The following is a 22,380-nucleotide window of genomic DNA, read 5'->3' on the forward strand; positions in this document are numbered from 1 at the left end:
CTTTTCTGTATTCACGATCAGCATCCAAAACAGCACATCCGTGCATTCCTTCGGAAGAGGCATTCATGACGGAAGACAAGAATCTCTATGACGTGGTAGTCATCGGCGGCGGTCCTGCAGGTCTGAGCGCAGGACTCTACCTGGCTCGAGCGCGGTATCGCACCCTGATCCTGGAGAAGGACGACTTCGGCGGCCAGATCACCATCACGGCCGACGTGGTCAACTACCCGGGCGTAGCCAGCACCGATGGCCGCAAGCTGACCGATACCATGCGCCAGCAGGCCCAGAACTTCGGGGCCGAGTTCATGAGCGCCGAGGCCACGGGCATTGAGGCTCAGGGCGACATCAAAGTGGTCCACACATCCCGGGGCGACCTGCGCACCTTCGGCATTCTGATCGCCACCGGCGCCAGCCCTCGCAAGATAGGCTTCCAAGGCGAGCAGGAGTACGCAGGCCGTGGTGTGGCCTACTGTGCCACCTGCGACGGCGAGTTCTTCACCGGGCGCGAGGTCCTGGTTGTCGGCGGCGGGTTCGCGGCAGCCGAGGAGTCGGTCTTCCTGACCAAGTACGCCACCAAGGTGACCCTGCTGGTGCGCGAGGAGGACTTCACCTGCGACGCCGCTGTGGCTGACGAGGCCCGGAACAACGACAAGATCGAAATCCACTACTCCACTGAGCTCAAGGGCGTCTCCGCAGGTCCTGGCGGGCTGGTCGAGGCCACCATTTTGGATCGGAAGAGCGGGCAGACCACTACCTGGAAGCCCCAGGACGGCGGTACCTTCGGCGTCTTCGTCTTCGCCGGGTACGTGCCCCAGACCGGCATGCTCAAGGGTGTGGTGGATCTGGACGATCACGGCTACGTGCTGACCCACGACTACCTGGAGACCTCGGTGCCGGGCATCTACGCCGCCGGAGATCTGCGGGTCAAGAATCTGCGGCAGGTCATCACTGCCACCGCCGACGGAGCTGTGGCTGCCGTGGAGCTGGAGCGCTATGCCTCCAATATGTCGGACAAGACCGGCCTGGTGCCACCCCGACCCGAGGATTCCCCTTACGCCCGCTCCGAGCGTCAGGCTGAAAACTCCGCCCTGGCCTCGGGCACCTCGCCTGCGCCGGTGGCCCAGGAGCACGAGCAGGCCCCGGCCAAGACCTCCGGCTTCTTCGGGCCGGACATTCGCAAGCAGCTGGACATGGTCTTCGGCAAGATGACTGGGAAGCTGGAGCTGGCCCTGGATCTGGACGGCAGCCAGGTCTCCAGGGAGCTGGAGGCCTTCGTGGACGAGTTGGTCGGGCTCTCCGACGGCAGGCTGACCTCCAGGGTCGACTCCCGCACGGATGAGGACGGCAAGGACTACGATCCCGCCAGCGACCTGCCTGATGCCCGGCCCAGCGTGCGCATCTGCCGGCTGGACGATCAGGGCGTCTCCCAGCCGACCGGACTGGCCTTCCATGGCGTGCCCAGCGGTCACGAGTTCAACTCCTTCGTCCTGGCCCTCTACAACGCGGCGGGCCCCGGCCAGCAGGTGGATCAGCCCACCTCGGACCGGATCGATGCCATCAAGGATCAGGTGAACGTGATGATGCTGGTCTCCCTGACCTGCACTATGTGCCCGACCACAGTCCTGTCCGCGCAGCGGGTGGCGGCCCAGAACGACAAGGTGCGGGCCGAAGCCTACGACCTGGCCCACTTCCCTGAGCTGAAAGACCAGTATCAGGTCATGAGCGTCCCCTGCATCGTGATCCGCAAGGATGGCCAGGAGACCGTGGAGTTCGGCAAGAAGTCCGTTCCTGAAATGCTGGATCTGATCGGGGCCTGACCCTGGGTCGGAGCCAGAACAGGGCCTGAAAGGGCGCTGGCGTTACCGCCTATGCGGCGATGGTGCCAGCGCCCTTTCTGATGCATGCTGCAGGTCGGCATTGATGAAAAATTATGGATGTTATCCACAATTTGTACGGTTTGCTTTATCAGCAGCCGCAGGAGTGACGGATGACCAGATCCGCCTTGATCAGCTGCACGTCGGGGACCTGATTAGGCTCTAAGGCCGCATTCATGGCGCAGGCGGCGATCTTCTCGGTGTTCTGTTGCATGGTAGTCAGCTGAGGCCAGGTATAGAGGGAGTCGATGGTGCCGTCGAAGGAGACGATGGCCACGTCCTCGGGAATGCGCAGTCCGCGCTCGTGCAGAGCCCGAAGAGCGCCCATGGCCTCCAGGTCCGATCCGGCGAAGATGGCCTGGGGCAGCCTGCCGCTGTCGATCAGATCCAGGGTGGCGCGGTAGCCGCCTTCACGCGTGAAGAAGGCCTGGCGGATCCTGCCGGCAGGAAGGTTGGCGTTCTGGTGGGCCGCATACCAGCCTTGGATACGGGCATCGCCGCGGTCGTCGGGAGAACCGCCAAAGAGCATGTCAACGCTGCAATGCCGGTGCTCGATCAGGTGTTGGGTGGCGGTCAGGCCAGAGTGGAAGAAATCGGTCGACACGCTCTTGGCATGAGTCACCCTGTGAGGCTGGTCCATGAAGACGAAACGACTCTCCTGCAGATGGGCCATGCTCAGCTGTGCGTAGCTGCGTGAGGATGAGAGGAAGATAGCATCGACGTTGCGTTCTATGAGCTGTCTCATGGCCTGCTCCTCCAAATCCGGGTCGCTGCGCACGTTCATAAAGAGGACCGAGTATCCCCGTCGCATGGCCACCGTCTGCAGCTCGTCGTAGATGCCGGCGCTGAAAGGGTTGGACGAATCCGGAACTATGACCCCAAGCATCTTGGAATACCCGGTACGCAGGGCTCGCGCCGTAGGGTTGGGATGATAGTTCAGCAGCTTCGCCGCCTCGTGCACTCGTTTGGATGTGGCCGGGGCCACGGCCCTGGGCCCGTTGTTGAAGACGTAGCTGACCACAGCCGTGGAGACATTGGCCAGCTTGGCCACATCCGTGCGTGTGGCCCTTCTGTGTTGTCGGTGATTTTTGTCGTTTGCAGCCATCCGAATTCGTTCCCATCTGCCTATGCGCCAATCTCAATTTATGCTACCCGGAATACAGAATCTACTCGAATTGATATAGCATCCGGTTCAGGTTTCCCGGTATCGTTGATTGGTCTGCACATGCTCTGCTATGACTAAAAAATCAAAGAAAATAGCCGCAAATATTGAGTTATCATCAGAGTTCTTGTTATCAAAAGAAACGCCGCGAACGATCAGAAACAAATATTTGACAGATTAATCTACTCGTGTATATTTAGAGACACGAAATCAGTTCCGGTTCTCTTGGAGCAGGTTCGGCAAAGAAGCAACCTACGAAGGAGTAGTTGATGAATAAGATCAAGACGGTGGCGGCGGTCGGCATCTGCTGCGCTATGGCAATAACCTCATTGGCTGCCTGTGGCTCTTCCTCCTCAGGGGGCAGGAAGACCGTGGAATTCATGACTATGCAGTCGACGGGAACCCCCCAGCTCAAGGCTCTTCAGGGTCTGGGCAAGAAGTTCGAGGCAAAGAATCCGGACATCGCCATCAAGATGGTTCCCGGCACCAATAACAATGAGAATGACATCAAGGTTCGCCTGGCAGGCCACAACCCTCCGGATATCTGGAACACCCACGGCTGGTCGCGCGACCGGTATGGCAACTTCCTGGAGCCGCTGCAGAACAGGCCCTGGGCTAAGCGACTCAAGCCGATAGGCAATGATGTCTTCAAGACCAAGGACGGCAAGTTCTACGCTCTTCCCGCCGACATCCAGGTTTCGGGCATCATGTACAACCAGACGGTTCTGGATGCGGTAGGCATCGATCCCAAGTCCATCGGCACCTGGGACGCTTTTGAGCAGGCCTGCACGAAGCTGAAAGCCGCCGGATACACTCCGCTCATCTCCTCTAACAAGGATGCGGGCCCCAACGGGGACATCGCCGACTACATGCTTCCGGGCATGTATGACGAAAGCCAGCTCAAGGATCTCTCCAAAGGCAAGTTCGATACCGCAGTCTACGAGAAGTACACCTCCAGAGTGGCCAAGTGGGCCAAGGATGGCTGGTTCAATGTGGACTATACCTCCGCCTCCCAGGATGACATCTCCAGGCTGATGGCCCAGGACAAGGTCGGTTTCTCCTTCCGCGCCAACGGCAGCTCCCAGCTGATTCAGTCCTACAACCCCAACGTCAAGCTGGGCATGATGCCGGTTCCCGCCGAGGTCGGCAAGCCCTACTTCTCGACAGGTGAGGACACGCTGACCTTCGGCGTCTCCAAGACCAGCAAGAACAAGGATGCGGCGCTGAAGTTCATCGACTTCATGGCTGAGCCTGAAAACCTGCAGAAGCTGGTCGACGTGAGCATGAACGATTCGGCTTTGACCGGCGTCAAGTCCGCGCTGGGGCAGTTCGAACCGACCTACAACTACTGGGTGAACGAGAAGAAGACCAAGCTGGTTCCCTTCTTCGACCGCAAGTATCTGCCCAACGGCATGTACAACACCTTGGCCAAGTCGACCGACGGTCTGCTGACCGGTCAGCTGACTGCACAGGCCGCTGCGGATCAGGTCAAGACCTCCTTCAACAGCCTGTATGGCCAGAAGTCTTCCTGATCAGCAGACCAAGAGGAGTCGAGTTATGACAGATAGTCGCTCAGGGGCGATTCCTTTGCAGGACACCCAATCCGGATCACCGTTACATGGGGATGGCAGGGATGCATCCGTCGGCCAGGGCAGGGGTCCCTCTCCACGTCGTCGCCGCTTCAGGGGTGCCTCGATCAATCTCTTCTATCTTCCTGCCGTCATCCTCCTGGTGGTCTTCATCATCTATCCGCTCCTGTCGGGGATCGGGCTTTCTCTGACCAACTGGGACGGGTACAACGAGGCCAAGTCCTTCGTGGGGCTGGCCAACTACAAGCAGATGCTGACCGACACCAATTTCAAGCAGGTGGTCATCAACACCTTCATCTACGGCATCGGCAGCACAGTGCTCCAGCAGATCCTGGGCTTGGCTCTGGCGCTGTTGCTGAACGCCAAGATCAAGGGGCGCACCCTGATCAGGGCCATCATCTACCTGCCTGCTCTGGTGGCCCCGGTCATCATGGGCATCATGTACTACTTCGTCTTCCAGTACCAGCAGGGCGCCCTGAATGCCGTCATGACGGCGCTGGGCCTGCACAAGGTGGCCTGGTTCAACAATGCGGGGTTCTCGGTCTGCATCATCGTGCTGGTGAATTCCATCCAGTTCGTCGGCGTCTCCATGATCATCTACCTGGCCGGTCTGCAGACCATGGACCAGGAGGTGGTCGAGGCCGCCGAAGTCGATGGGGCCTCCGGCTGGAAGAAGTTCTGGAATATCACCCTGCCTCTGCTGGCGCCTTCATTCACGACCAGCGTGGTTCTGAACCTGATCGGAGGACTGAAGCTCTACGACATGGTCAAGGTGCTGACAGGCGGCGGCCCCGGGTATGCCACCAACTCCATCTCGACCTATATCGGCACGATCTACTTCGACAACCAGGCGGCCGGGTATGCCTCGGCTATCGGAGTCTTCCTCTTCGTCCTGATTGCCATCGTGACCTGGCTGGTCAACAAGGGACTGGCCAAGCTGGATTGGGAGGCCTGACATGGCTAGCAAGAACACGAATGCGATGACCCCTGCCGAGCGGTCATACCAGCGTGGGCGCTGGGCCATCTACCTCTTCCTGGCCATCGTCTGCCTTTGCCAGCTGCTGCCCTTCTATCTGGCCATCACCACCTCGCTCAAGCCCTCGGACGACCTGAGCTCGGCCCTGAGCATGCCCACCCACGATATGGCATGGTCCAACTGGTCCGAGGCCGTCAACGAAGGCGGAATCCTCAAGTCCGTGCTCAACAGCGTGGTGGTGACCGTGGGGACGACGGCCCTGGTCTGCATACTGGGAGCGGCCGCTGCCTACCCCCTGGCTCGTCGTCTGACTCGGTTCAACAAGCTGGTCTCGGCCTTCATCCTCTCCATGATGATGATTCCGCCCTTGAGCATTCTGGTTCCCCTCTACTCCTTCCTAGTGAAGATCGGCGGGGTGAACAACTACTGGGGCATCATTGTGGTGCTGACGGCCACCAACCTGCCCCTGTCCGTCTTCCTCTACACGGCCTTCATCAAGGCAATCCCCCCGGCGATTGATGAGGCCGGTGAGCTGGATGGAGCCAACCGGCTCCAGGTATTCATGCGTCTGGTCCTGCCCATGCTCAAGCCCGTAACGGCGACCGTGGTCATCATGACCGGCTCGACAGTATGGAACGACTACGCCCTGTCCAGCTACATCCTGACTGATCCCTCGGCCCAGACCATTGCCCCTCGTGTGGCCTCCTTCTTCTCGGCTAATACCAACAATCTGGGCGTTGCCGCAGCGGCTTCCCTGATTGCTGCAGCCCCCATGGTGGTCGCCTACATGTTCCTGCAAAGGTATTTCATAGCGGGGATGGTTGCCGGAGCAGTCAAGTAGTCTATCAATCAGGACCCGCCCAATGGCAGTGGAGCGGGCGGCTGGTTCATCAAGCATCGTTGTTTTTGCACATTTGTGTCGTAGTTACCAAAGGATTTTTCATGCTCTTTCCACAGTCGGTCCGTTCGGATCAGCCACTCACCTGCATGGCCCTGGGGCCCATTACACCGGGTGCCGATATTCCTGATATCAGGGGACTGTATGCAGGCCCCGATCTGAATGGCTTGGAACAGACCCCCGCCCGGACGTCAAGCCATTCGCCCCTGCTGCTGGAGCATGCGCAGAACACCTATCTGCATCCGGGCCTGACCGGGCATCGGATCGTCTCGGGTCCCGAAGGCCTCCAGGCCGGACGCTCCTGGTCGCCGCGTTTTCTAGTGGAAGGCCAGCCCGGGCAGACCGCTGAGTCACTGACCATCAAGGCCTGTGACGAGGACGCTCAGCTTGGGTTGGAGACCAGGGTGGAGGCCATGGCCGGCGGTTCCCTGCGGATTCGTCATATCCTGCGCAACCTGGGCGCCGATCCCTTCCTTGTGGAGGGTCTGGAGGTTCGCCTGCCCCTGGATGACCAGCAGACCCAGATTCTGGACTTCGCTGGCAGGCACGAACGTGAGCGCAGCCCCCAGCGCCATGACCTGGCCGACGGAGCCTGGGTGCGCGAGTTTCGCTGGGGCCGAACCGGATTCGAGGGGCCCGTGATCATGGTGGGCACTCCCGGGTTCAACTTCCATCATGGCAGGGTGCTCTGCGTCCAGCCCGCCTGGAGCGGGAACACTGTGCTCCGGGTGGACCGGAACAGCGCCACCCCGGCCGGGGTCAGCGCTGGCGAGCTTCTTCTGCCCGGCGAGGTGGTTCTGGATCAGGGCCAGGAGTACAGCACGCCCTGGATTGTGGTCACGGCCTCCGACCATGGCATGGATCCGATCATGAACAGCCTGCACGCCTGGGAGCGTACCCTGCCCGAGCACCCCCAGGAGCAGCCGGTCATCCTGAACGTCTGGGAGGCCATCACCTTCAACCACGACTTCGAGACCCTGCGCGACCTAGCCGACCGGGCAGCCCGCATCGGGGTGGAGCGTCTTGTCCTGGACGACGGTTGGTTCCACCTGCGCCGGAACGACAGGGCCGGTCTGGGCGACTGGTGGGTGGACCCTGCCGTCTGGCCCCGGGGCCTGGAGCCTTTAGTTGATTATGTCCATAAATTAGGGATGCAGTTTGGCCTCTGGTTCGAGCCGGAGATGATCAACCCTGATTCGGATGCCTTCCGCAACCATCCTGAGTGGGTCATGAGGGCGTCCTCCAGAAACCCGGAGCTGCAGCGCAACCAGCTGGTCCTGGACCTGACCTACCCCCAGGCCTTCAACCATGTGCTTGAGGCTATGACCCGGGTTCTGGAGTCCTGCCAAATCGACTACGTCAAATGGGACCACAACCGCGACCTTCTTGAGGCTGGCTCCCAGGCTCATGGCGGCGCGCCGGCCATCCATGAACAGACCTTGGCTTATTACCGCCTTCTGGACACCCTTCGCGCTCGCTTCCCCAAGGTGGAATGGGAATCCTGCGCCTCGGGCGGCGGCCGCATCGATCTGGGCGTGATCGAGAAGATTCGCCGCTTCTGGAACTCCGACATGACCGACGCCCTGAGCAGGCAGATGATCCAGCGCTGGACCGAGCAGACCGTGGCACCTGAGTACATCGGTGCCCACATCTCCCAGCCCTCCTCACAGCAGACCGGCAGAACCTACAGCCTGGACTTTCGGGCGGGCACGGCCGTGTTCGGGTCCATGGGCATCGAGTGGGATATTCGCCAGGCCAGCGAGGAGGACCTGGAGCGGCTCAAGGAGTGGATTACCTGGTACAAGGCCAACCGGGGCTTCCTCCACTCCGGACGCGTGGTCCGCCTGGACGTGGCTGACCCCTCGGTCCTGGCTCATGGTGTGGTGGCCCCCGACCGCAGCCGTGCCATCCTAGCCCATGTCCAGTTGGATGAATCCCTGCATAATCGTGGTGTTTATCTACGTATCCCCGGACTGGACTCCAAGGCCCGCTATCGGCTGGCCTGGACTGGCCCCGCCAAGCCCAGGGCTTCACTGGAGCACCTGGATCCGACGGGTCCGCTGGGCGCCGCCGAGGTCAGCGGCACCTATCTGGAGCGCGTGGGCATTCGCATACCCCGCTGTCAGCCTGAGACCATTCGCCTGATCGACCTGGTCCGGGTCTGACCCGCCGCCATCTGCCACGCCACAGGGATGAAGGAGCGCTGAATCATGAACCCAACCAGCCTTAGCCTAGGAGAGCCGGACTGGATCACGCTGACTACAGATGCCGACAGGGAGACGGCGCCCGCAGGCAGGCCCTTCCGTACAGCCCTCGATGCGAGGGTCACCCTCACAGGCGGGTCTGCTCTCAAGGTCAGCCTGACCGCCGGCACCACCCCCATCCGGTCCCTGGCCCTGCGCTGGACCAAGCCCATGTCCTCCAATGACCTTTACCTGGGCGACGCCTGGGAGCGTGGCTACGGCCGCATGGGTTTCCAGACCATGCGCGCCAACCGGTTCATGCCCTGGTACTTCCTTGCTGCGGGTCAGGAGCAGGCCGAGGGGTATGGGGTGGCCACCGGTGCCAACGCCTTCTGCTTCTGGCAGGTCGATACGGCCGGCATCACTCTTTTCCTGGACCTGCGCAACGGCGGCGCTGGACTGGTTCTGGATGGGCGTAAGCTTGAAGCGGCCACCATCATCTGCCTGCAATATCCGCTCCAGGAGCGGACGGGCGGCTCGGTCTTTGTTGTGGCCAGTGACTTCTGCTCCCGAATCAGCCGCAACGGCCTTATGCCCCCCGTACCGGTCTACGGGAGCAACAACTGGTACTACGCCTACGGGGACTCCAGCCGCTCCCGGATTCTTGCCGATGCCGAATATCTGGCCGACCTGACTCAGGGCAACGCCCACCGCCCCACCATGGTCATCGACGACGGTTGGCAGGACCACCACCGGCTTGAGGACTACAATGGCGGCCCCTGGCGGCGTGGCAATGAGAAGTTCGGTGACATGGGCGCCCTGGCCGACCAGATCAAGGCCATGGGCGTCACGCCCGGCATCTGGTACCGCCCGCTCCTTAACGAGGACGAGACCATTGCCGACCAGTCCAGGCTTCCGCACAACGGATGCCTGGACCCCTCGAACCCGCAGACCTTGGACTACATCCGCCAGGACATTGCTCAGCTGGGGGAGTGGGGCTACCAGCTGGTCAAGCATGATTTCAGCACCTTCGACCTGCTGGGCAGGTGGGGCTTCCAGATGAACCCCTGGCCCAGCCAGGACGGCTGGCATTTCTACGACCGAAGCCTGACCAGCGCCCAGGTGGTCAAGCAGCTTTACCGGGCCATCTTCGAGCAGGCCACCAAGACCGGGATGCTGGTTCAGGGGTGCAATGTGGTGGGCCACCTGGGCGTTGGCTTCATGCAGATCAACCGGACCGGCGACGACACCAGCGGCCTGCAGTGGGAGCGGACCAGGCAGATCGGGGTCAATACTTTGGCCTTCCGTCTGCCCCAGAACGGGAGCTTCTACGCCACCGACGCCGACTGCGTGGGCATATCCGACACAATCGACTGGGAGCTCAACCGTCAGTGGATGGACCTCTTGGCGCGGACCGGCACCCCGCTTTTCTTTTCAGCTCGCCCCGGCAGCCTGACCGCCGACCAGGAGGGCCAGCTCAGGCAGGCGTTGGCCATGGCTTCGACCGGTGGAGTCCATGCCATTCCGTCGGACTGGCTGGTCAACGATTGCCCTGAAATCTGGACTGATGGCGGCGGCGTCCGCCAATACTCCTGGTATCAGCCAGCTGGTCTGGAGTTCACAGATATGCCCGAGCGTTACGACGGGTACCTTTCCGCTGTTTAGAAGTAGATGGCGGCCGTGCTGGTTGGGGATGCGCACAGCCGCCGGTTTGCCGGATTACAGTGATCGAAATCCGGCCTTACTCATGCGAAGTAAGTGGTTAGTATTCGATAGCGTCATCTACGGAGTCTTCCAAGAACCCTGCCGACCGCCTCCCATCACAGTCAGTGTAAGTCATTGATATCTGCACCTTTGTATAGTTGTTGCAATCCTATCACCGCGCAATAATTCTGACAGTTCAGCCTGTCAACGGTGGCACTCATAGCTGGCGCAATGAAAAAATGACGGTCAGTCCCGCGAGGGCTATTCAACCCTGGACCGGACCGGCCGTCATTTTACAGCTCCTGGATGGGAATTAAGGGGTGCACACTTGTTTTCATCCCCATTCGGCAGAACAAAGTGCCAGGCGATCAGCCGGTGTTCTGCAGGCCGGCGGCGACTCCTGAAACAGTGCAGAGAATCAGGTAGATGAAGTCGGCCTGCTGGCTCTTGCTGAGCTCCTCCTTGTCGTTGCGACGACGCAGGGCGCGCAGGGCGCGCACCTGGGTGACCGAGAGGGCATCCACGTAAGGGGAGCGGATCCGGATGGCCTGGCCCAGCACGTGGCGATGCTGCAGGGGCCACTCGTCGCCCACGATCTGCAGAACCCACTTACGGGTCAGCTCCATCTCCGAGAGGACCTTCTGGCTCAGGTCGTCCCGGTCGCCCAAGGAGAGGTACATCTTGGCGATGCGCTCGTCGGTCTTGGCCAGGCTCATCTCGATGTTGTCGATGAAGGTGCTGAAGAGCGGCCATTCCTCATAGGCCTGACGCAAGGTCTCCAGGTCGCCGAACTTTTCGCAGGCGGTGCCCAGACCGTACCAGGCGGCCAGGTTGATTCGTGCTTGCGCCCAGGAGAAGACCCAGGGTATAGTCCGCAGATCGTCCAAGGATTTGGCTCCCAGTCCGCGCTTGGCGGGCCGTGAGCCGATGGGCAGCAGGCCGATCTCGTTCAGAGGCGTCACGATGGAGAACCAAGGGGCGAAGTCCGGCGTATGCAGCAGGTCCAGGAAGCGCTCATGGGCGGCCTGGTCCAGCTTGTCGGCCATGTCCGCGTACTTCTCGGTCATAGTGGTGTTGCGCTCCTCCACGCTGGGCGCGGACTGGAGCAGGGTGGCCGCAGCCACGGATTCGATGTGGCGGATGGCCAGGACCGGGTTGCCGTAGCGGGCGAAGATGACCTCGCCCTGCTCGGTCAGCTTGAACCGGCAGTTGACCGAACCTACAGGCTGGGCCAGCACGGCCCGATTGGCAGGACCGCCGCCGCGTCCGACAGCGCCGCCGCGTCCGTGGAAGAGGGTCAGGTCGATGTCATGGCTCTCGGCCCACTTGGCGATGCGCTCCTGGGCGGAGTGCAGGGCCAGGGTCGCCGAGACGGGACCGGCATCCTTGGAGGAGTCGGAGTAGCCCAGCATGACCTCCATCTTGTTGCCGGTCTCCTTGAGCCGGGACTGGACCTCGGGGATCTTGATGATCTCCTCCAGCACGTCCACCGAATTCTGCAAATCTTCCAGCTGCTCGAACAGGGGGATTACATCGATGACCGGCACGTCCTCGGCATGCTCGAAGGCCAGCCGGTTAAGCTCGTAGACATCCTTGACGTTCTGCGCCGACTTGGTGAAGGAGATGATGTAGCGACGGGCAGCCTTCTGGCCGTTGCGCTTCTGGATGGCTCCCAGGGCCCGGAAGGTGTCGAGCACCTCGTGGGTCATGGGCTGCAGTTCGCCGCGCTCGCCATGCAGGCCGTGCTCGCGGATGTCCTCCAAAGCGCGGGCGTGGACCAGGGAGTGCTGGCGGAACTCCATCTCCACCATGTGGAAGCCGAAGGTCTGGGCCTGCCAGATCAGATCCTGCAGGGGACCGTAGGCCTGACGGACCGCGCCCGCCTTGGCCAGGGAGTCCTGGACCACGCGCAGGTCGGCGATGAAGTCGTCGCAGTCGGCATACATGAGGTCGGCGTCTCGCTGGATGGTGGCCTGGAGGCGGTCAGCGATGACCAGGACCACGGCACGGTGCAGCTCGTTGTGCGAGATGGTGGTGGCCCTGTCGGTCAGACGCTCGCTCATCTCCTTCTGATGGCTCCACAGGCTCCTCAGCTCGGGGCTGGGAGGCGTGGTGGTCACCTCCATGGTCATGTTGCGACCTACGGTGGTGGTCGCGTTGACCAGGGCCTCGAGCATGTGATCGGAGAACTTGCGGGCCACCCTGCGCGAGACCTTGGCGGTCACATTGGGGTTGCCGTCACGGTCGGAGCCGATCCAGCTGCCCGGGTGGAAGAAGGCGGGGCAGACGGGCTTGACCATGCCGGCCTTTTTGCCCAGCATCCAGTCGTCAAAGCGGCGATAGACCCTGGGAATGGTCTCGAAGAGCGTGGCATCGAAGATGTCCAGGATGGTGTTGGCTTCCTCGACGGGCGTCGGCTTCTTGGCTGCGATGGGCGAAGTGCGGAAGAGGGCGTCGATCTCGTTGTGCAGCAGACGCTCGTTCTCCTCCAGCTCGGAACCGCCCAGACCGCGACGAACGGCCAGCAGGTTGGCGATGCGCCGGATCTTGCCCTCCACGGCCTTGCGCCGCGCCTCGGTGGGGTGGGCGGTGAAGACGGGGTGGAACTCCAGCTTCTCCAGCAGCTCCGAGGCCTTGGCCGGGCCCATCTCCTGAAGGAGCTGGCTGTAGGCGCTGGTCATCTCGTTGATGGGGTCGGTGCCCTTGGCCTCAAGGTTCACCCTGCCTTCGCGCTCATGCAGGACCTTGACCCGGTAGTTCTCCTCGCAGAGGTTGGCCAGATGGAAGTAGGTGGTCAAAGCGCGGGCCAGCAGCTGGGAATCCTTGACTGAAGTGTTGTCGATCAGGGCCACAGCCTTGGCCAGGCCGTCCTCGTCGGGCACCGGATCCGAAGGGTGGCGGTTGAAGTGCTCGGCGCTAGCCGTCATCACGTCCTCGCGCAGTGAATCAAACCGTTTGAGCAGCTGTTGATCGAATTCCCCTAACACATCCCTGAGCAGCCGCAGGCACAAGGCCATATCCTCATCCAACGATTGAGGCAGTTTGCGTTCCTCCGGGCCCTTGGTTCCGGTGCCGGATGTGACCAGGGTCGCATCGGCAGCCGTGATTTGCTGATTACTGTCTGTCATCAGTCCTCCTTGTCGAATCGCAGGTTGCCCGGTCTTCGACCATTCCACGGCTCCTCCGCAGTTATTGGTGGTCGGCGTTGCAGGCCCACAGCCTTCGGTTCGATGGCTCGCGGCCTATTCTAGGACGCTTTCTGGTCAGATTCGTTTCATGGTCCCATGCGGCGGCGCAACGGCACGTGACCCGGGTGGAGTATGAATGTGAGTGTGAAGTTCAAGAGCAGGAGTTCGAAGGATGGCTATCGCGGCAGTGCCGCAGCCGAGGTCAGACGGGTCAGCAAGTACCACACCCATTCCATTCCGCTGGATATGGAGGACATTGAACGCGATTATGACAAGCCTATCGTCGAGGCCTGTATAGCGGCCAAGACCAGCCTGATCGTGCGGGTGGGCATGCTGGAGCTGGGGGCCGGCACCGGCAGCTTCCGTGTGCGCGAGATGATGCACAGGATTGCCTACCCCATGGGCGTGCATGTGCGGGCCGACATCAACCTGACCGACATCGAGGCCACCTGCACGGATGGGGTGTCCCGCATCACCGAGGTGGTGGACCTGCCTACCACCGGGGTCAACACCGAACGGATCTGGCTTCTGGAGCACTTTGCCGACTGGCTCAGCGTCAAATGCGGGCAGGCGGGGACCTACCACGCCATGTCGGTGGTCTCTCGGGAGCTGGTGGACAACCTGGACGAGCCGAATATCTACGCGGCGGCCCGCAAGGCGGTCAAGGAGGTGCTGGCCCAGGACCAGGAGGCTGCCAAGGCGCTCAAGGACGCGGTGGCAGCCGCCGTGCACAACCAGGACGAGATCAGCCAGAGCCGAATTGACGCGGCGGCCATAGACACCAGAACGGCCGCCGGTCTGGGTACCGTAGGCTCTACGCCTCGCTCGGAGGCCGTGCCGACCACCGCAGCCTCGGACGATTCAAAAGATTCCAGGACAGCTTCCGCTACTGCCGATGCTGTGGTCAAGGATTCAGATTCGGGTGTAGTTGGTTCTGCAGCAGCTGGATCGTCTGCAGCCAGCCGAAGCTGTGACTTTGGGGCTGAACCCATTGAAGATCGTGCGTCTGCGCGGCCTACGTCAGCACTAGGCCATGCGCAGGGGAAGGCCAGGTCTTCCGATGGCGCCGCATCCTCCGAACAGGCAGTGTCTTCCGACTGGTCTGCGTCTTTCAAAGAGTCCACAGACTCCAAAGAAACCGCATCCTCGGATAATGCTGTCTCCTCTGACGAGTCCGTCTCTTCAGAGCCGCAGGCAGTGGGTGGCATCACGGTCCGGCAGGCGCATGAACGCCTAGACCTGATCGAGCGACGCAAACCCCTCTATTCGCCCCTCTTCTCGGGCTTCGCCTCCGCCGTGGCCTGCGCGGCCTTCGTATTCCTGCTGGGCGGCGGCCCTTATGACATGGCCGGGGCTTTTGTCGGCGCTGGCATAGGTCAGTGGGTGCGCCGCCAGATGCTGGGCAGGCGGATCAACCAGTTCTTTGCCACCGGGCTGGCGGTCATCGTCGCTGCCCTGGCCTGCGTCGGCACGTTGAGGCTGGCGGGCTTCTTCGACCCCGTGGCCCTCAGGCACGACACGGCCTATATTGGCGCCATTCTCTTCGTCATTCCCGGCTTCCCCCTGGTCACCGGCGGTCTGGACATCGCCAAGCTGGACTTCCCATCGGGGGTGCAGCGCATCACCTATGCCTTCTCAATCATCCTGGTGGCCACACTTGGCGGATGGGCCGTGGCGAGGATGGTTATGCTCAATCCGCAGGGCTTTGAACCGATGAACCTGAGCCCCTGGCTGATGGCCGGGCTGCGCATGATCGCAGCATTCTGCGGGGTCTGGGGCTTCTCGGTCCTCTTCAACTCACCCCAGCGCATGGCCCTGGTGGCCGCCGTCATTGGCGCTCTGACCGACACCATGCGCCTGGAGATGCAGGACCTGCTCCAAGTCCCTCCGGAGATGGCGGCCTTTCTGGGCGCCTTCCTGGCCGGCATGCTGGCCACGGTCTGGCGCTCCTCGGTCCGTCATGGTCTGCTGCCGCCCCACTTGGGCTACCCAAGAATCAGTCTGACCGTGCCCTCCATCGTCATCATGGTGCCCGGCCTGTATATGTACCGGGCCATGTTCTACCTGGGGCAGTTCAATACGCTTAATGCTCTGGACTGGGCCTTCCGGGCCTTCATGGTCATCATCTGCCTGCCTATCGGCCTGGTCACCGCCAGGGTGCTTACTGACCGCTCCTGGCGGTACGACGTCTAGTAGCGCATGCCCATGGCCGAGCGGACCTGATCAAGTGTCTCCTCGGCTATCTGGTTGGCACGCTTGTTGCCCTCGACCAGGATGTCGCGCACGGTGTCCATGTCCTTGGCCAGCTCAGCACGGCGCTCGCGGTGGGGTGCCAGGAATTCGTTGACCGACTTGGTCACGTAGGCCTTGAGGGCTCCCGATCCGGCATTGCCGATCTCCTCGGCGATCTCCTCGGGCTTCCGGTCGGTCACCAGACCGGCTGTGGTCAGCAGGGCCGAGACCTGTGGACGGTTTATGGGGTCGAAGGTAATCCTGCGCTCGGAGTCGGTAGGCGATTTGCGGATCAGTTTGGCTGTTTCCTCCGCAGTGGCGCCCAGCATGATGGAGTTGCCATAGGACTTGCTCATCTTGCGGCCGTCCAGACCCGGAATCTCAGGGGTGTCAGACAGGATGGCATCAGGCTCGGGGAAGACCGGGGCCTGACCGGAGTAGCGCTCGTCGAAGCGGCGGGCGATGGTCCGGGTCAGCTCAACATGCGGCAGGTTGTCCTTGCCGATGGGGACCACGTTGGCCTTGCAGAAGAGTATATCGCAGGCCTGGTGGACCGGGTAGGTCAGCAGCAGACCGGTCAGGGCATGGCCGCTGGCCTCCATCTCAGCCTTGACGGTAGGGTTGCGGTGGAGCTCGGCCTCGGTCACCAGGGAGAGGAAGGGCAGCAGCAGCTGATTCTCCGCAGGAGTGGACGAATGGGTGAAGATCATGGTCTTCTTGGGGTCGATACCCGCAGCCAGATAGTCCAGGACCAGGTTGAGCACGTTGTCGCGGATATGCTCGGTGGTGTCACGGTCCGTGATGACCTGATAGTCGGCGATGACGATGTTGGTGTGCACGCCGCGATCCTGCATCTGAACACGTTCGCGGATGGAGCCGAAGTAATGGCCCAGATGGAGCCTGCCGGTCGGGCGGTCGCCGGTCAGCATGGTGTAGTGGCTCGGGTTCTTGTCCAGTTCGGCCAGCACCTGGTCAGAACGATGCTTCGCGGCTCTGAAGCTGTCGCTGATCTCGTTGCCTGCCGCTGTGACTTCTTCTTCCTGCATGGTCCCACCCTCGCCGTCGTGCCGAATGTCCTTCTGGGAATTGCTTTTATGGTAAAAGTCCGAGCCGACAAGATGCGTAGGTGGTACTCTCATAAATGATGCAAATTCACATTCAAGTTGCCTAAGTGCACGTTACCTGGCGAAGGGGGTCGGATGGGCCGCGGACGTCAGAAGGCTAAGCAGACGAAAATAGCCCGGAAGCTCAAATATCTGACAACGGACACGGATTACGACGAGCTGGCCAAAGAGCTCAGCAGCAAGGAACCCGGAACCAGGGGCAAGGATCCCTTCAAAATGGTTGAAGAGGAGTACTCCAAGCCGGATCCGCGCAAATCGGGGGGCCAGGACCCCGAGGATTCCCCGGACGATGATCTGGACGATTACGCCCGGTGGGCCGCTGAGGCTGCTGCCAAGGCCACCTCGGGGGAGATGCCAGCCACTCCCAAGCCGCACAAGCGCATACCCATTCCCATACCCAGCGCGCTCAAACACCACAAGGATCATAAGGCCTCAGCCAAGGGGTCGGCGGACAAGTAGCCCAAGCAGTCGGCTAGTAGAAGTGGCCGGTCGACAGAGGCAGCTGGCTAGCGGTCAAGGTTCCGGCCTGAATCCAGGGTATGGCTTCTGGCCACTTGTTGCTGTTTGCTATGTAATATTTGCGATTGTCAGCCATCGGTAGTCACCGTTGGTCGCAGTGTGGTCATACCAGCGGCAGCAGCTCGTGCAGATCGTCGCGCTCGCCTACGGCGCTGATGTGTCCAGCGGCGGCTTCTTCATTCCAATTGGTAATACCGGCTGCTAGCCGCAACCAGACATCAGGATCTAGCTCGATTACGTCAGGCGGGGTCAGATTGTGCGGATCGGATGCCGGCCCGTCCAGAATCTTGACGGCCCCCCAGGGGGCCACCCTGACCTCCACGCCGGGGCCGGGGGCCTTGATCTCCAGCATATGCAGGGAATAGCGGACGGCCATGGCTTTGCTGCGCCTATCCGTTTGGGGGGCCACCGTCAGTCGGTCACCCTCCGAGCCCAGATTGCTTGCGGCCTCCTTGGCTGCATCGCGCCAGGCCAGAAAATCCCGGCGGCCTTCTTCCACGTCTGCTTCCCGTATGGCACTCATGGTTCCATTGTGACGCGCCGCCCCAACAGACGTGTCCAGCATGCCGCGGTCAGGCATGAAAAAAAGGAATCCGTTGCCCTCACGTCCTTGACGCTGGTTCGGATTCCTTCCCGACCGAAACAGTCAGGCCTGTGCGCCCGCTTGAAGAGGGGTCTCGGGATCCTCAGACCCCTTGTCTTCCTCTTCCTTGGCCAGGCCTAGGTCGACTGGCGATGAGCTGTTCTCCCAAGGCTCCTCCCAGGGATCGTAATCCGGGTTCTGCTGCTTGTATACGAACAGAGCGACAACGCCGGCCAGCAGCGTGCCGAAGAGCAGAGCAAAGAACTTCCAGCCGTTTGAAGATGATTTCTCCATGTTTGGCTCCTTTCGACGACTTTCGTCGGTCCTGCCCACTTCGACCGACCTAGTCAACATCCTAGTGGAAAACGGCGAACTGTGGGGCACATCGATGCCATTGCGGCACGGAAACCGCACACCCTGGGCCGGGCGGTCGGGTAAGGTATGGTTCATGGTCAATGGAATGGGCACCGGTTTCGCAGGCGGAGGGAGCGGTCGAGGGCCGCTGGGACGAATCCGGCGGCGTTGGGATGACCAGGCGCCGGTGGTGACTGCGGCCATCACCATGATCTGCCTGGTGGCCTGGGTCATCCAGATGGCCCTGTACCTGCTGGCTCCGCTTCATTACCAGCAGCTTTTGTTGGGATACTGGGCCTTTGCGCCGATTGCAGCCATTCATGAGCCCTGGATGTTTGTGACCAACATGTTTCTGCATGCCACCAATGTTTCGCACATTCTCTTCAACATGATCACCCTATGGGTTGTGGGGCCGGTGCTGGAAAAACTGATAGGGCATGGACGGTTTCTGGCCCTCTACATGATCAGCGGGTTGGGCGGAGACCTGGGGCTCATGGTCTATGCGGTCCTAGTGCCAAGTGGATGGGGCACGTCGGCCATTGGGGCCTCCGGCGCGCTCTTCGGGCTGTTCGCCGCCATTCTGGTGGTTTACCGCCGTCTGGGGATTGACATCCGTTCCATGGTGGTCTGGATGGTCATCAACTTCTGCATGCCCCTGTTCGTGCCCGGCATCGCCTGGCAGGACCATGTGGGCGGTTTCCTGATCGGCGGCCTCTTCATGCTGGTCCTGCTGCGCATGGGCCGACCTGGCTCACAGTTGCGCGGCCTGCTCTCTTGGCTCTTGCCCACGTTGATCTTCCTAGCAGCCCTGGTCCTATTGGCTCTGGCCTGCAACATAGCCAACCCCATGCACTGAGGATCAGCGCCTACCTGCTGTTGACGGCCAACTAGCCTGTCTTCCGCAGTCAGGTCTTCATGCTTTCCTCGCCCAGGGTCGTGCTCTCGTCGCATGCTGCATCGCCTGCCTGGCTGTGCTCACGTGATTGATAAATGACATGGATGTCATCTATCCACATTTGTTGACAATCATGTGGATAACCTGGGAATAAGTATTCAGATCTGGTGCATATATACCGGTTAAAAGTGGATAAGTAAACCTAAAACCCTATTAGCAGTAGGGCTTTGGGCGGATCTCCTAGGCTGTCCACGATAAATTCGGGCGAGTGTGGATAACTTTGGTCCAAGCTTAGAGACAGTGGAAGAATAGGTACGGCCTGAGGGTTGAATCCGCACATGCACGGACACCCGGATGTGGGCGAGTATGCAAAAGACCCCGCAACCGTTCCTGAGTGCTTGCGGGGTTGATGAAGAACAATGCAGCTGGATCAGTGCCACCACATGGTCATGAGGAAGCCAATCAGCAGGATGCCGAAGCCCACGGCCAAGTTCCAGTTGCCGATGCCGGGGATCGGGAAGACATTGCCCCTAGTGGAGGCGATGTAGTAGACCACGATCCAAATCAGTCCCACCACCATCAGCGTGACGAAGAGAGGCACGAACCAGCGGGGATTGGCCTTGGTGTTCTTGATGGTGTCTTCTACGCGGCGGGTATTCTCCTCCTGGCGCTGCACGATGCGGCGCATCTGCGGAGTCATGTGCTTCTTGTCCACGCTCTGGTTGAGCACGGCCTCTACCTTATCCATGGACAGGCCGTACTCCTCGTCCTCGGCATCCTCGCCAGTGTCAGCGGTCTTACTCTCGGTCTCGGTCTTCGTGGCCTCGTCCACCGCCTCGTCCTCGTCATCATGGAGTTGATGCTCTGCCATGAGGTTATTCTCCTTCAGTAGATCTACTAAGCCATAGTAGCGGTTAGACTCGAACGTAATACTATCGCAGACAAGAATGAAGGTATGCCCATGGCCAGACGAACGGGACGGCACGGTGCGCGCAGGTCTCTGGTCGGCACGTTGTCCGTGGCTATAGTGCTGGCCCTGGTCGGGTTCATGCTAACCGCCAACATTCGCGTCAACAGGACGGTCACGGTCACTTCCGATACGGCCGGGCTGGTGGAGGAGCGCGAGAACAAGGCTGCTGAGCTGCGCAAGGACATCAACGACATGAGCTCCCAGATCAACGCTCTGAAAACCCTGACCGACGACGACAAGGACAACTCCGCCCAAGCCCGCGAAGACCCCGGCTCGGGCACAGTGCTCAAGGCCGTCCAAGGGCCCGGATTGACGGTGACTCTTGACGATTCCCCACTCTGGCAGCAGAAGGTGGGGTCCGACGGGTCGACGGCTAATATTAACGATTACGTCATCCACCAGCAGGATGTGGAGAGCGTGGTCAACGCGCTCTGGGCCGGGGGAGCCGAATCCATGAGGATCCAGGATCAGCGGGTTCTGCCCACCACGGCCGTGCGATGCGTGGGCAATGTGCTGCTGCTGCACGGTCGAAAGTACTCGCCGCCATATAAGATTTCAGCCATAGGGCCAGTCGATCGGATGACCAAGTCCCTGGATGCTTCGCCGTCCATCCGGATTTACAAGGAATATGTGAATACGGTAGGGCTAGGATGGGATGTCGAGTCTTCGGACAATCTGAGATTCCCCAAGACGACGGCTGTTCTGCAGCCCCTCCAGTATGCATCCTTAGATGAGAAGGCACGGTAAATGACGACAGAAAGTTCGGAGAACGACAGGACGTCGGTCGATAAACCGGCAGATAAACGACGAAACTGGCTGGTTGGCATAGCAGAGATCGTCGGGGAGCTGCTGATTACGCTGGCCGTCATCTGCGCCCTGTACGTGGTTTGGCAGCTCTGGTGGACCGGTGTGCAGTCCGAGCATCAGCAGCTGAAGGCCCGGGCTTCGACTTCTTGGAGCGACCCAGGATCGGGAGACACCCGCAAGGTCGCCAAGCCTCAGAATGGAACGCCTCCGGTGCAGCCCAAGCAAGCCTCTGAGGGCGATCTGATGGCTCAAATGTACATTCCTCGTTTCGGCGAGCACTGGGAGCGCAACGTGGTTCAGGGCACATCGCCTCGCCAACTTGCCTACGCAGGACTGGGACACTACACCAATACGCAGATGCCGGGCGAGCTGGGCAACGTGGCCATAGCCGGACACCGCGCCGGATATGGTGAGCCGCTAGGCCATGTGGACGAGTTGCGAGTGGGTGATGCCATCGTTCTGCGCACCAAGGATTACTGGTACGTCTACCACTACACCCGATACAAGATCGTCTCTCCCGACCAGGTAAACGTCATCGCTTCCAACCCCTACTCGCCTGGCGCGGCTCCTGATCAGCGCATGATCACACTGACCACCTGTGAGCCCAAGTACACTACGGCAACCCACCGCTGGATCAGCTGGGGCGAGTTCGATTACTGGGCCAAGGTATCTGACGGAGTGCCCAAGGAACTGCTGGGTGACCGGGGCGGCAATGTGGTATTTGCAGACGACAAGGGCTCGGTTATGGCTAGGATGGGATCCCTGCAGCCGGTACTCCTGGCCCTGGTGGCGGCCTATCTGATCATCTATCTGGCGGCCTTGGCGGCCTGGCGCTACCCGTTGCTAAGGCAAATCCGCGAGGGTGAGCGGCCACAGCCTATGGTCAGCATCTACGGCTGGTTGCTGCGGCACCAGTCCGGCATAGCTCCGATCCGATGGCTCCTGCTGATTCTGCTCTTGCTGGTTCTCGCCTGTGCCTTGATGGAGTGGGGCTTCCCGTGGCTGGCTAACAACGTGCCCATACTCAAACAGATGTCCAACTACTCCGCCTTCTGACCTAGGCGACATAGGAAGAGCGGCGGGGCCACAGGATCCAATATGACTCTGTGACCCCGCCGCTTATTGCTAATCATGCCTTGTCGACTGCCGGAAGTGATTGCTGAAGGCAAAGGTCTTGTCCAAGACTCTCCAGTGGCCATGGTCTGGTAGCCACGTCTTGTGGTCATAGTCCTAATGACGTGGACTCTGCAGTCATCGCCCTATTCATCCCGTATTCACTCTGCCTAGCCCTATATGACCCAACTCGATGGATCGGCGACAGG

General features: G+C 60.9%; 17 protein-coding genes. 11 read left to right on the forward strand and 6 right to left on the reverse strand.

Going from position 1 to position 22,380, the window contains the following annotated elements; translation table 11 throughout:
• Positions 1 to 65: 65 nt before the first annotated feature.
• A complete protein-coding gene (locus tag ACUIAD_RS03015) occupies positions 66 to 1,817 on the forward strand; it encodes an FAD-dependent oxidoreductase (protein ID WP_445343643.1) in 1,752 nt (583 codons plus the stop codon).
• A gap of 148 nt (positions 1,818 to 1,965) precedes the next feature.
• On the opposite strand, the gene ACUIAD_RS03020 is transcribed toward ACUIAD_RS03015, so the two are convergent.
• Positions 1,966 to 2,979, reverse strand: a complete 1,014-nt coding sequence (locus ACUIAD_RS03020) for a LacI family DNA-binding transcriptional regulator (protein ID WP_445343644.1) — start codon at positions 2,977 to 2,979, stop codon at positions 1,966 to 1,968.
• Positions 2,980 to 3,305: 326 nt separating this feature from the next.
• On the opposite strand from ACUIAD_RS03020, the gene ACUIAD_RS03025 reads away from it, so the two are divergent.
• From ACUIAD_RS03025 to ACUIAD_RS03045, 5 genes are all read left to right on the forward strand, one after another.
• Positions 3,306 to 4,568, forward strand: a complete 1,263-nt coding sequence (locus ACUIAD_RS03025) for an ABC transporter substrate-binding protein (protein ID WP_110451477.1) — start codon at positions 3,306 to 3,308, stop codon at positions 4,566 to 4,568.
• A gap of 25 nt (positions 4,569 to 4,593) precedes the next feature.
• Positions 4,594 to 5,580: a carbohydrate ABC transporter permease gene (locus ACUIAD_RS03030; RefSeq protein WP_110451478.1), complete on the forward strand. Its 987-nt coding sequence runs from the start codon at positions 4,594 to 4,596 to the stop codon at positions 5,578 to 5,580.
• Between the two features lies 1 nt (position 5,581).
• Positions 5,582 to 6,442 (forward strand): carbohydrate ABC transporter permease, encoded by an 861-nt coding sequence (locus ACUIAD_RS03035; protein ID WP_110451479.1) that lies wholly within the window; start codon positions 5,582 to 5,584, stop codon positions 6,440 to 6,442.
• A gap of 101 nt (positions 6,443 to 6,543) precedes the next feature.
• Positions 6,544 to 8,664 (forward strand): alpha-galactosidase, encoded by a 2,121-nt coding sequence (locus ACUIAD_RS03040; RefSeq protein ID WP_445343645.1) that lies wholly within the window; start codon positions 6,544 to 6,546, stop codon positions 8,662 to 8,664.
• 45 nt (positions 8,665 to 8,709) lie between these two features.
• Entirely contained in the window at positions 8,710 to 10,347 is a 1,638-nt protein-coding gene (locus tag ACUIAD_RS03045) for a glycoside hydrolase family 36 protein (RefSeq protein WP_445343646.1), read from the forward strand.
• A 407-nt stretch (positions 10,348 to 10,754) separates the two neighbouring features.
• Here ACUIAD_RS03045 and ACUIAD_RS03050 read toward each other — a convergent pair whose 3' ends face one another.
• On the reverse strand, positions 10,755 to 13,514 hold the full coding sequence (locus tag ACUIAD_RS03050) for a phosphoenolpyruvate carboxylase (protein WP_445343647.1): 2,760 nt from the start codon (positions 13,512 to 13,514) through the stop codon (positions 10,755 to 10,757).
• 306 nt (positions 13,515 to 13,820) lie between these two features.
• Here ACUIAD_RS03050 and ACUIAD_RS03055 point away from each other — a divergent pair, with 306 nt between their 5' ends.
• Positions 13,821 to 15,767, forward strand: coding sequence for a threonine/serine exporter family protein (locus ACUIAD_RS03055; protein WP_258333112.1), 1,947 nt, complete (start codon positions 13,821 to 13,823; stop codon positions 15,765 to 15,767).
• Here the strand turns inward: ACUIAD_RS03055 and trpS are convergent.
• Entirely contained in the window at positions 15,764 to 16,852 is a 1,089-nt protein-coding gene (trpS, locus tag ACUIAD_RS03060; protein ID WP_445343648.1) for a tryptophan--tRNA ligase, read from the reverse strand. The genes ACUIAD_RS03055 and trpS overlap by 4 nt on opposite strands.
• Positions 16,853 to 17,005: 153 nt before the next feature.
• On the opposite strand from trpS, the gene ACUIAD_RS03065 reads away from it, so the two are divergent.
• Entirely contained in the window at positions 17,006 to 17,389 is a 384-nt protein-coding gene (locus ACUIAD_RS03065) for a DUF3073 domain-containing protein (RefSeq protein ID WP_110451485.1), read from the forward strand.
• 163 nt (positions 17,390 to 17,552) lie between these two features.
• Here the strand turns inward: ACUIAD_RS03065 and ACUIAD_RS03070 are convergent, their stop codons facing one another.
• Positions 17,553 to 17,972, reverse strand: a complete 420-nt coding sequence (locus ACUIAD_RS03070; RefSeq protein WP_110451764.1) for a sterol carrier family protein — start codon at positions 17,970 to 17,972, stop codon at positions 17,553 to 17,555.
• Positions 17,973 to 18,095: 123 nt separating this feature from the next.
• Entirely contained in the window at positions 18,096 to 18,326 is a 231-nt protein-coding gene (locus tag ACUIAD_RS03075) for a hypothetical protein (RefSeq protein WP_110451486.1), read from the reverse strand.
• Positions 18,327 to 18,480: 154 nt separating this feature from the next.
• Here ACUIAD_RS03075 and ACUIAD_RS03080 point away from each other — a divergent pair, with 154 nt between their 5' ends.
• Positions 18,481 to 19,242, forward strand: a complete 762-nt coding sequence (locus tag ACUIAD_RS03080) for a rhomboid family intramembrane serine protease (RefSeq protein ID WP_258333090.1) — start codon at positions 18,481 to 18,483, stop codon at positions 19,240 to 19,242.
• A gap of 469 nt (positions 19,243 to 19,711) precedes the next feature.
• On the opposite strand, the gene crgA is transcribed toward ACUIAD_RS03080, so the two are convergent.
• Entirely contained in the window at positions 19,712 to 20,152 is a 441-nt protein-coding gene (crgA, locus tag ACUIAD_RS03085; protein WP_110451487.1) for a cell division protein CrgA, read from the reverse strand.
• Positions 20,153 to 20,242: 90 nt separating this feature from the next.
• Here crgA and ACUIAD_RS03090 point away from each other — a divergent pair, with 90 nt between their 5' ends.
• Both ACUIAD_RS03090 and ACUIAD_RS03095 read left to right on the forward strand, forming a co-directional pair.
• Positions 20,243 to 20,998: a DUF881 domain-containing protein gene (locus tag ACUIAD_RS03090; RefSeq protein WP_110451766.1), complete on the forward strand. Its 756-nt coding sequence runs from the start codon at positions 20,243 to 20,245 to the stop codon at positions 20,996 to 20,998.
• The gene (locus ACUIAD_RS03095) at positions 20,999 to 22,114 is read left to right on the forward strand and encodes a class E sortase (protein WP_110451488.1); all 1,116 of its coding nucleotides are present in this window, start codon (positions 20,999 to 21,001) and stop codon (positions 22,112 to 22,114) included.
• Positions 22,115 to 22,380 lie beyond the last annotated feature (266 nt).

It is taken from the genome of Bifidobacterium sp. ESL0819, assembly GCF_052606245.1.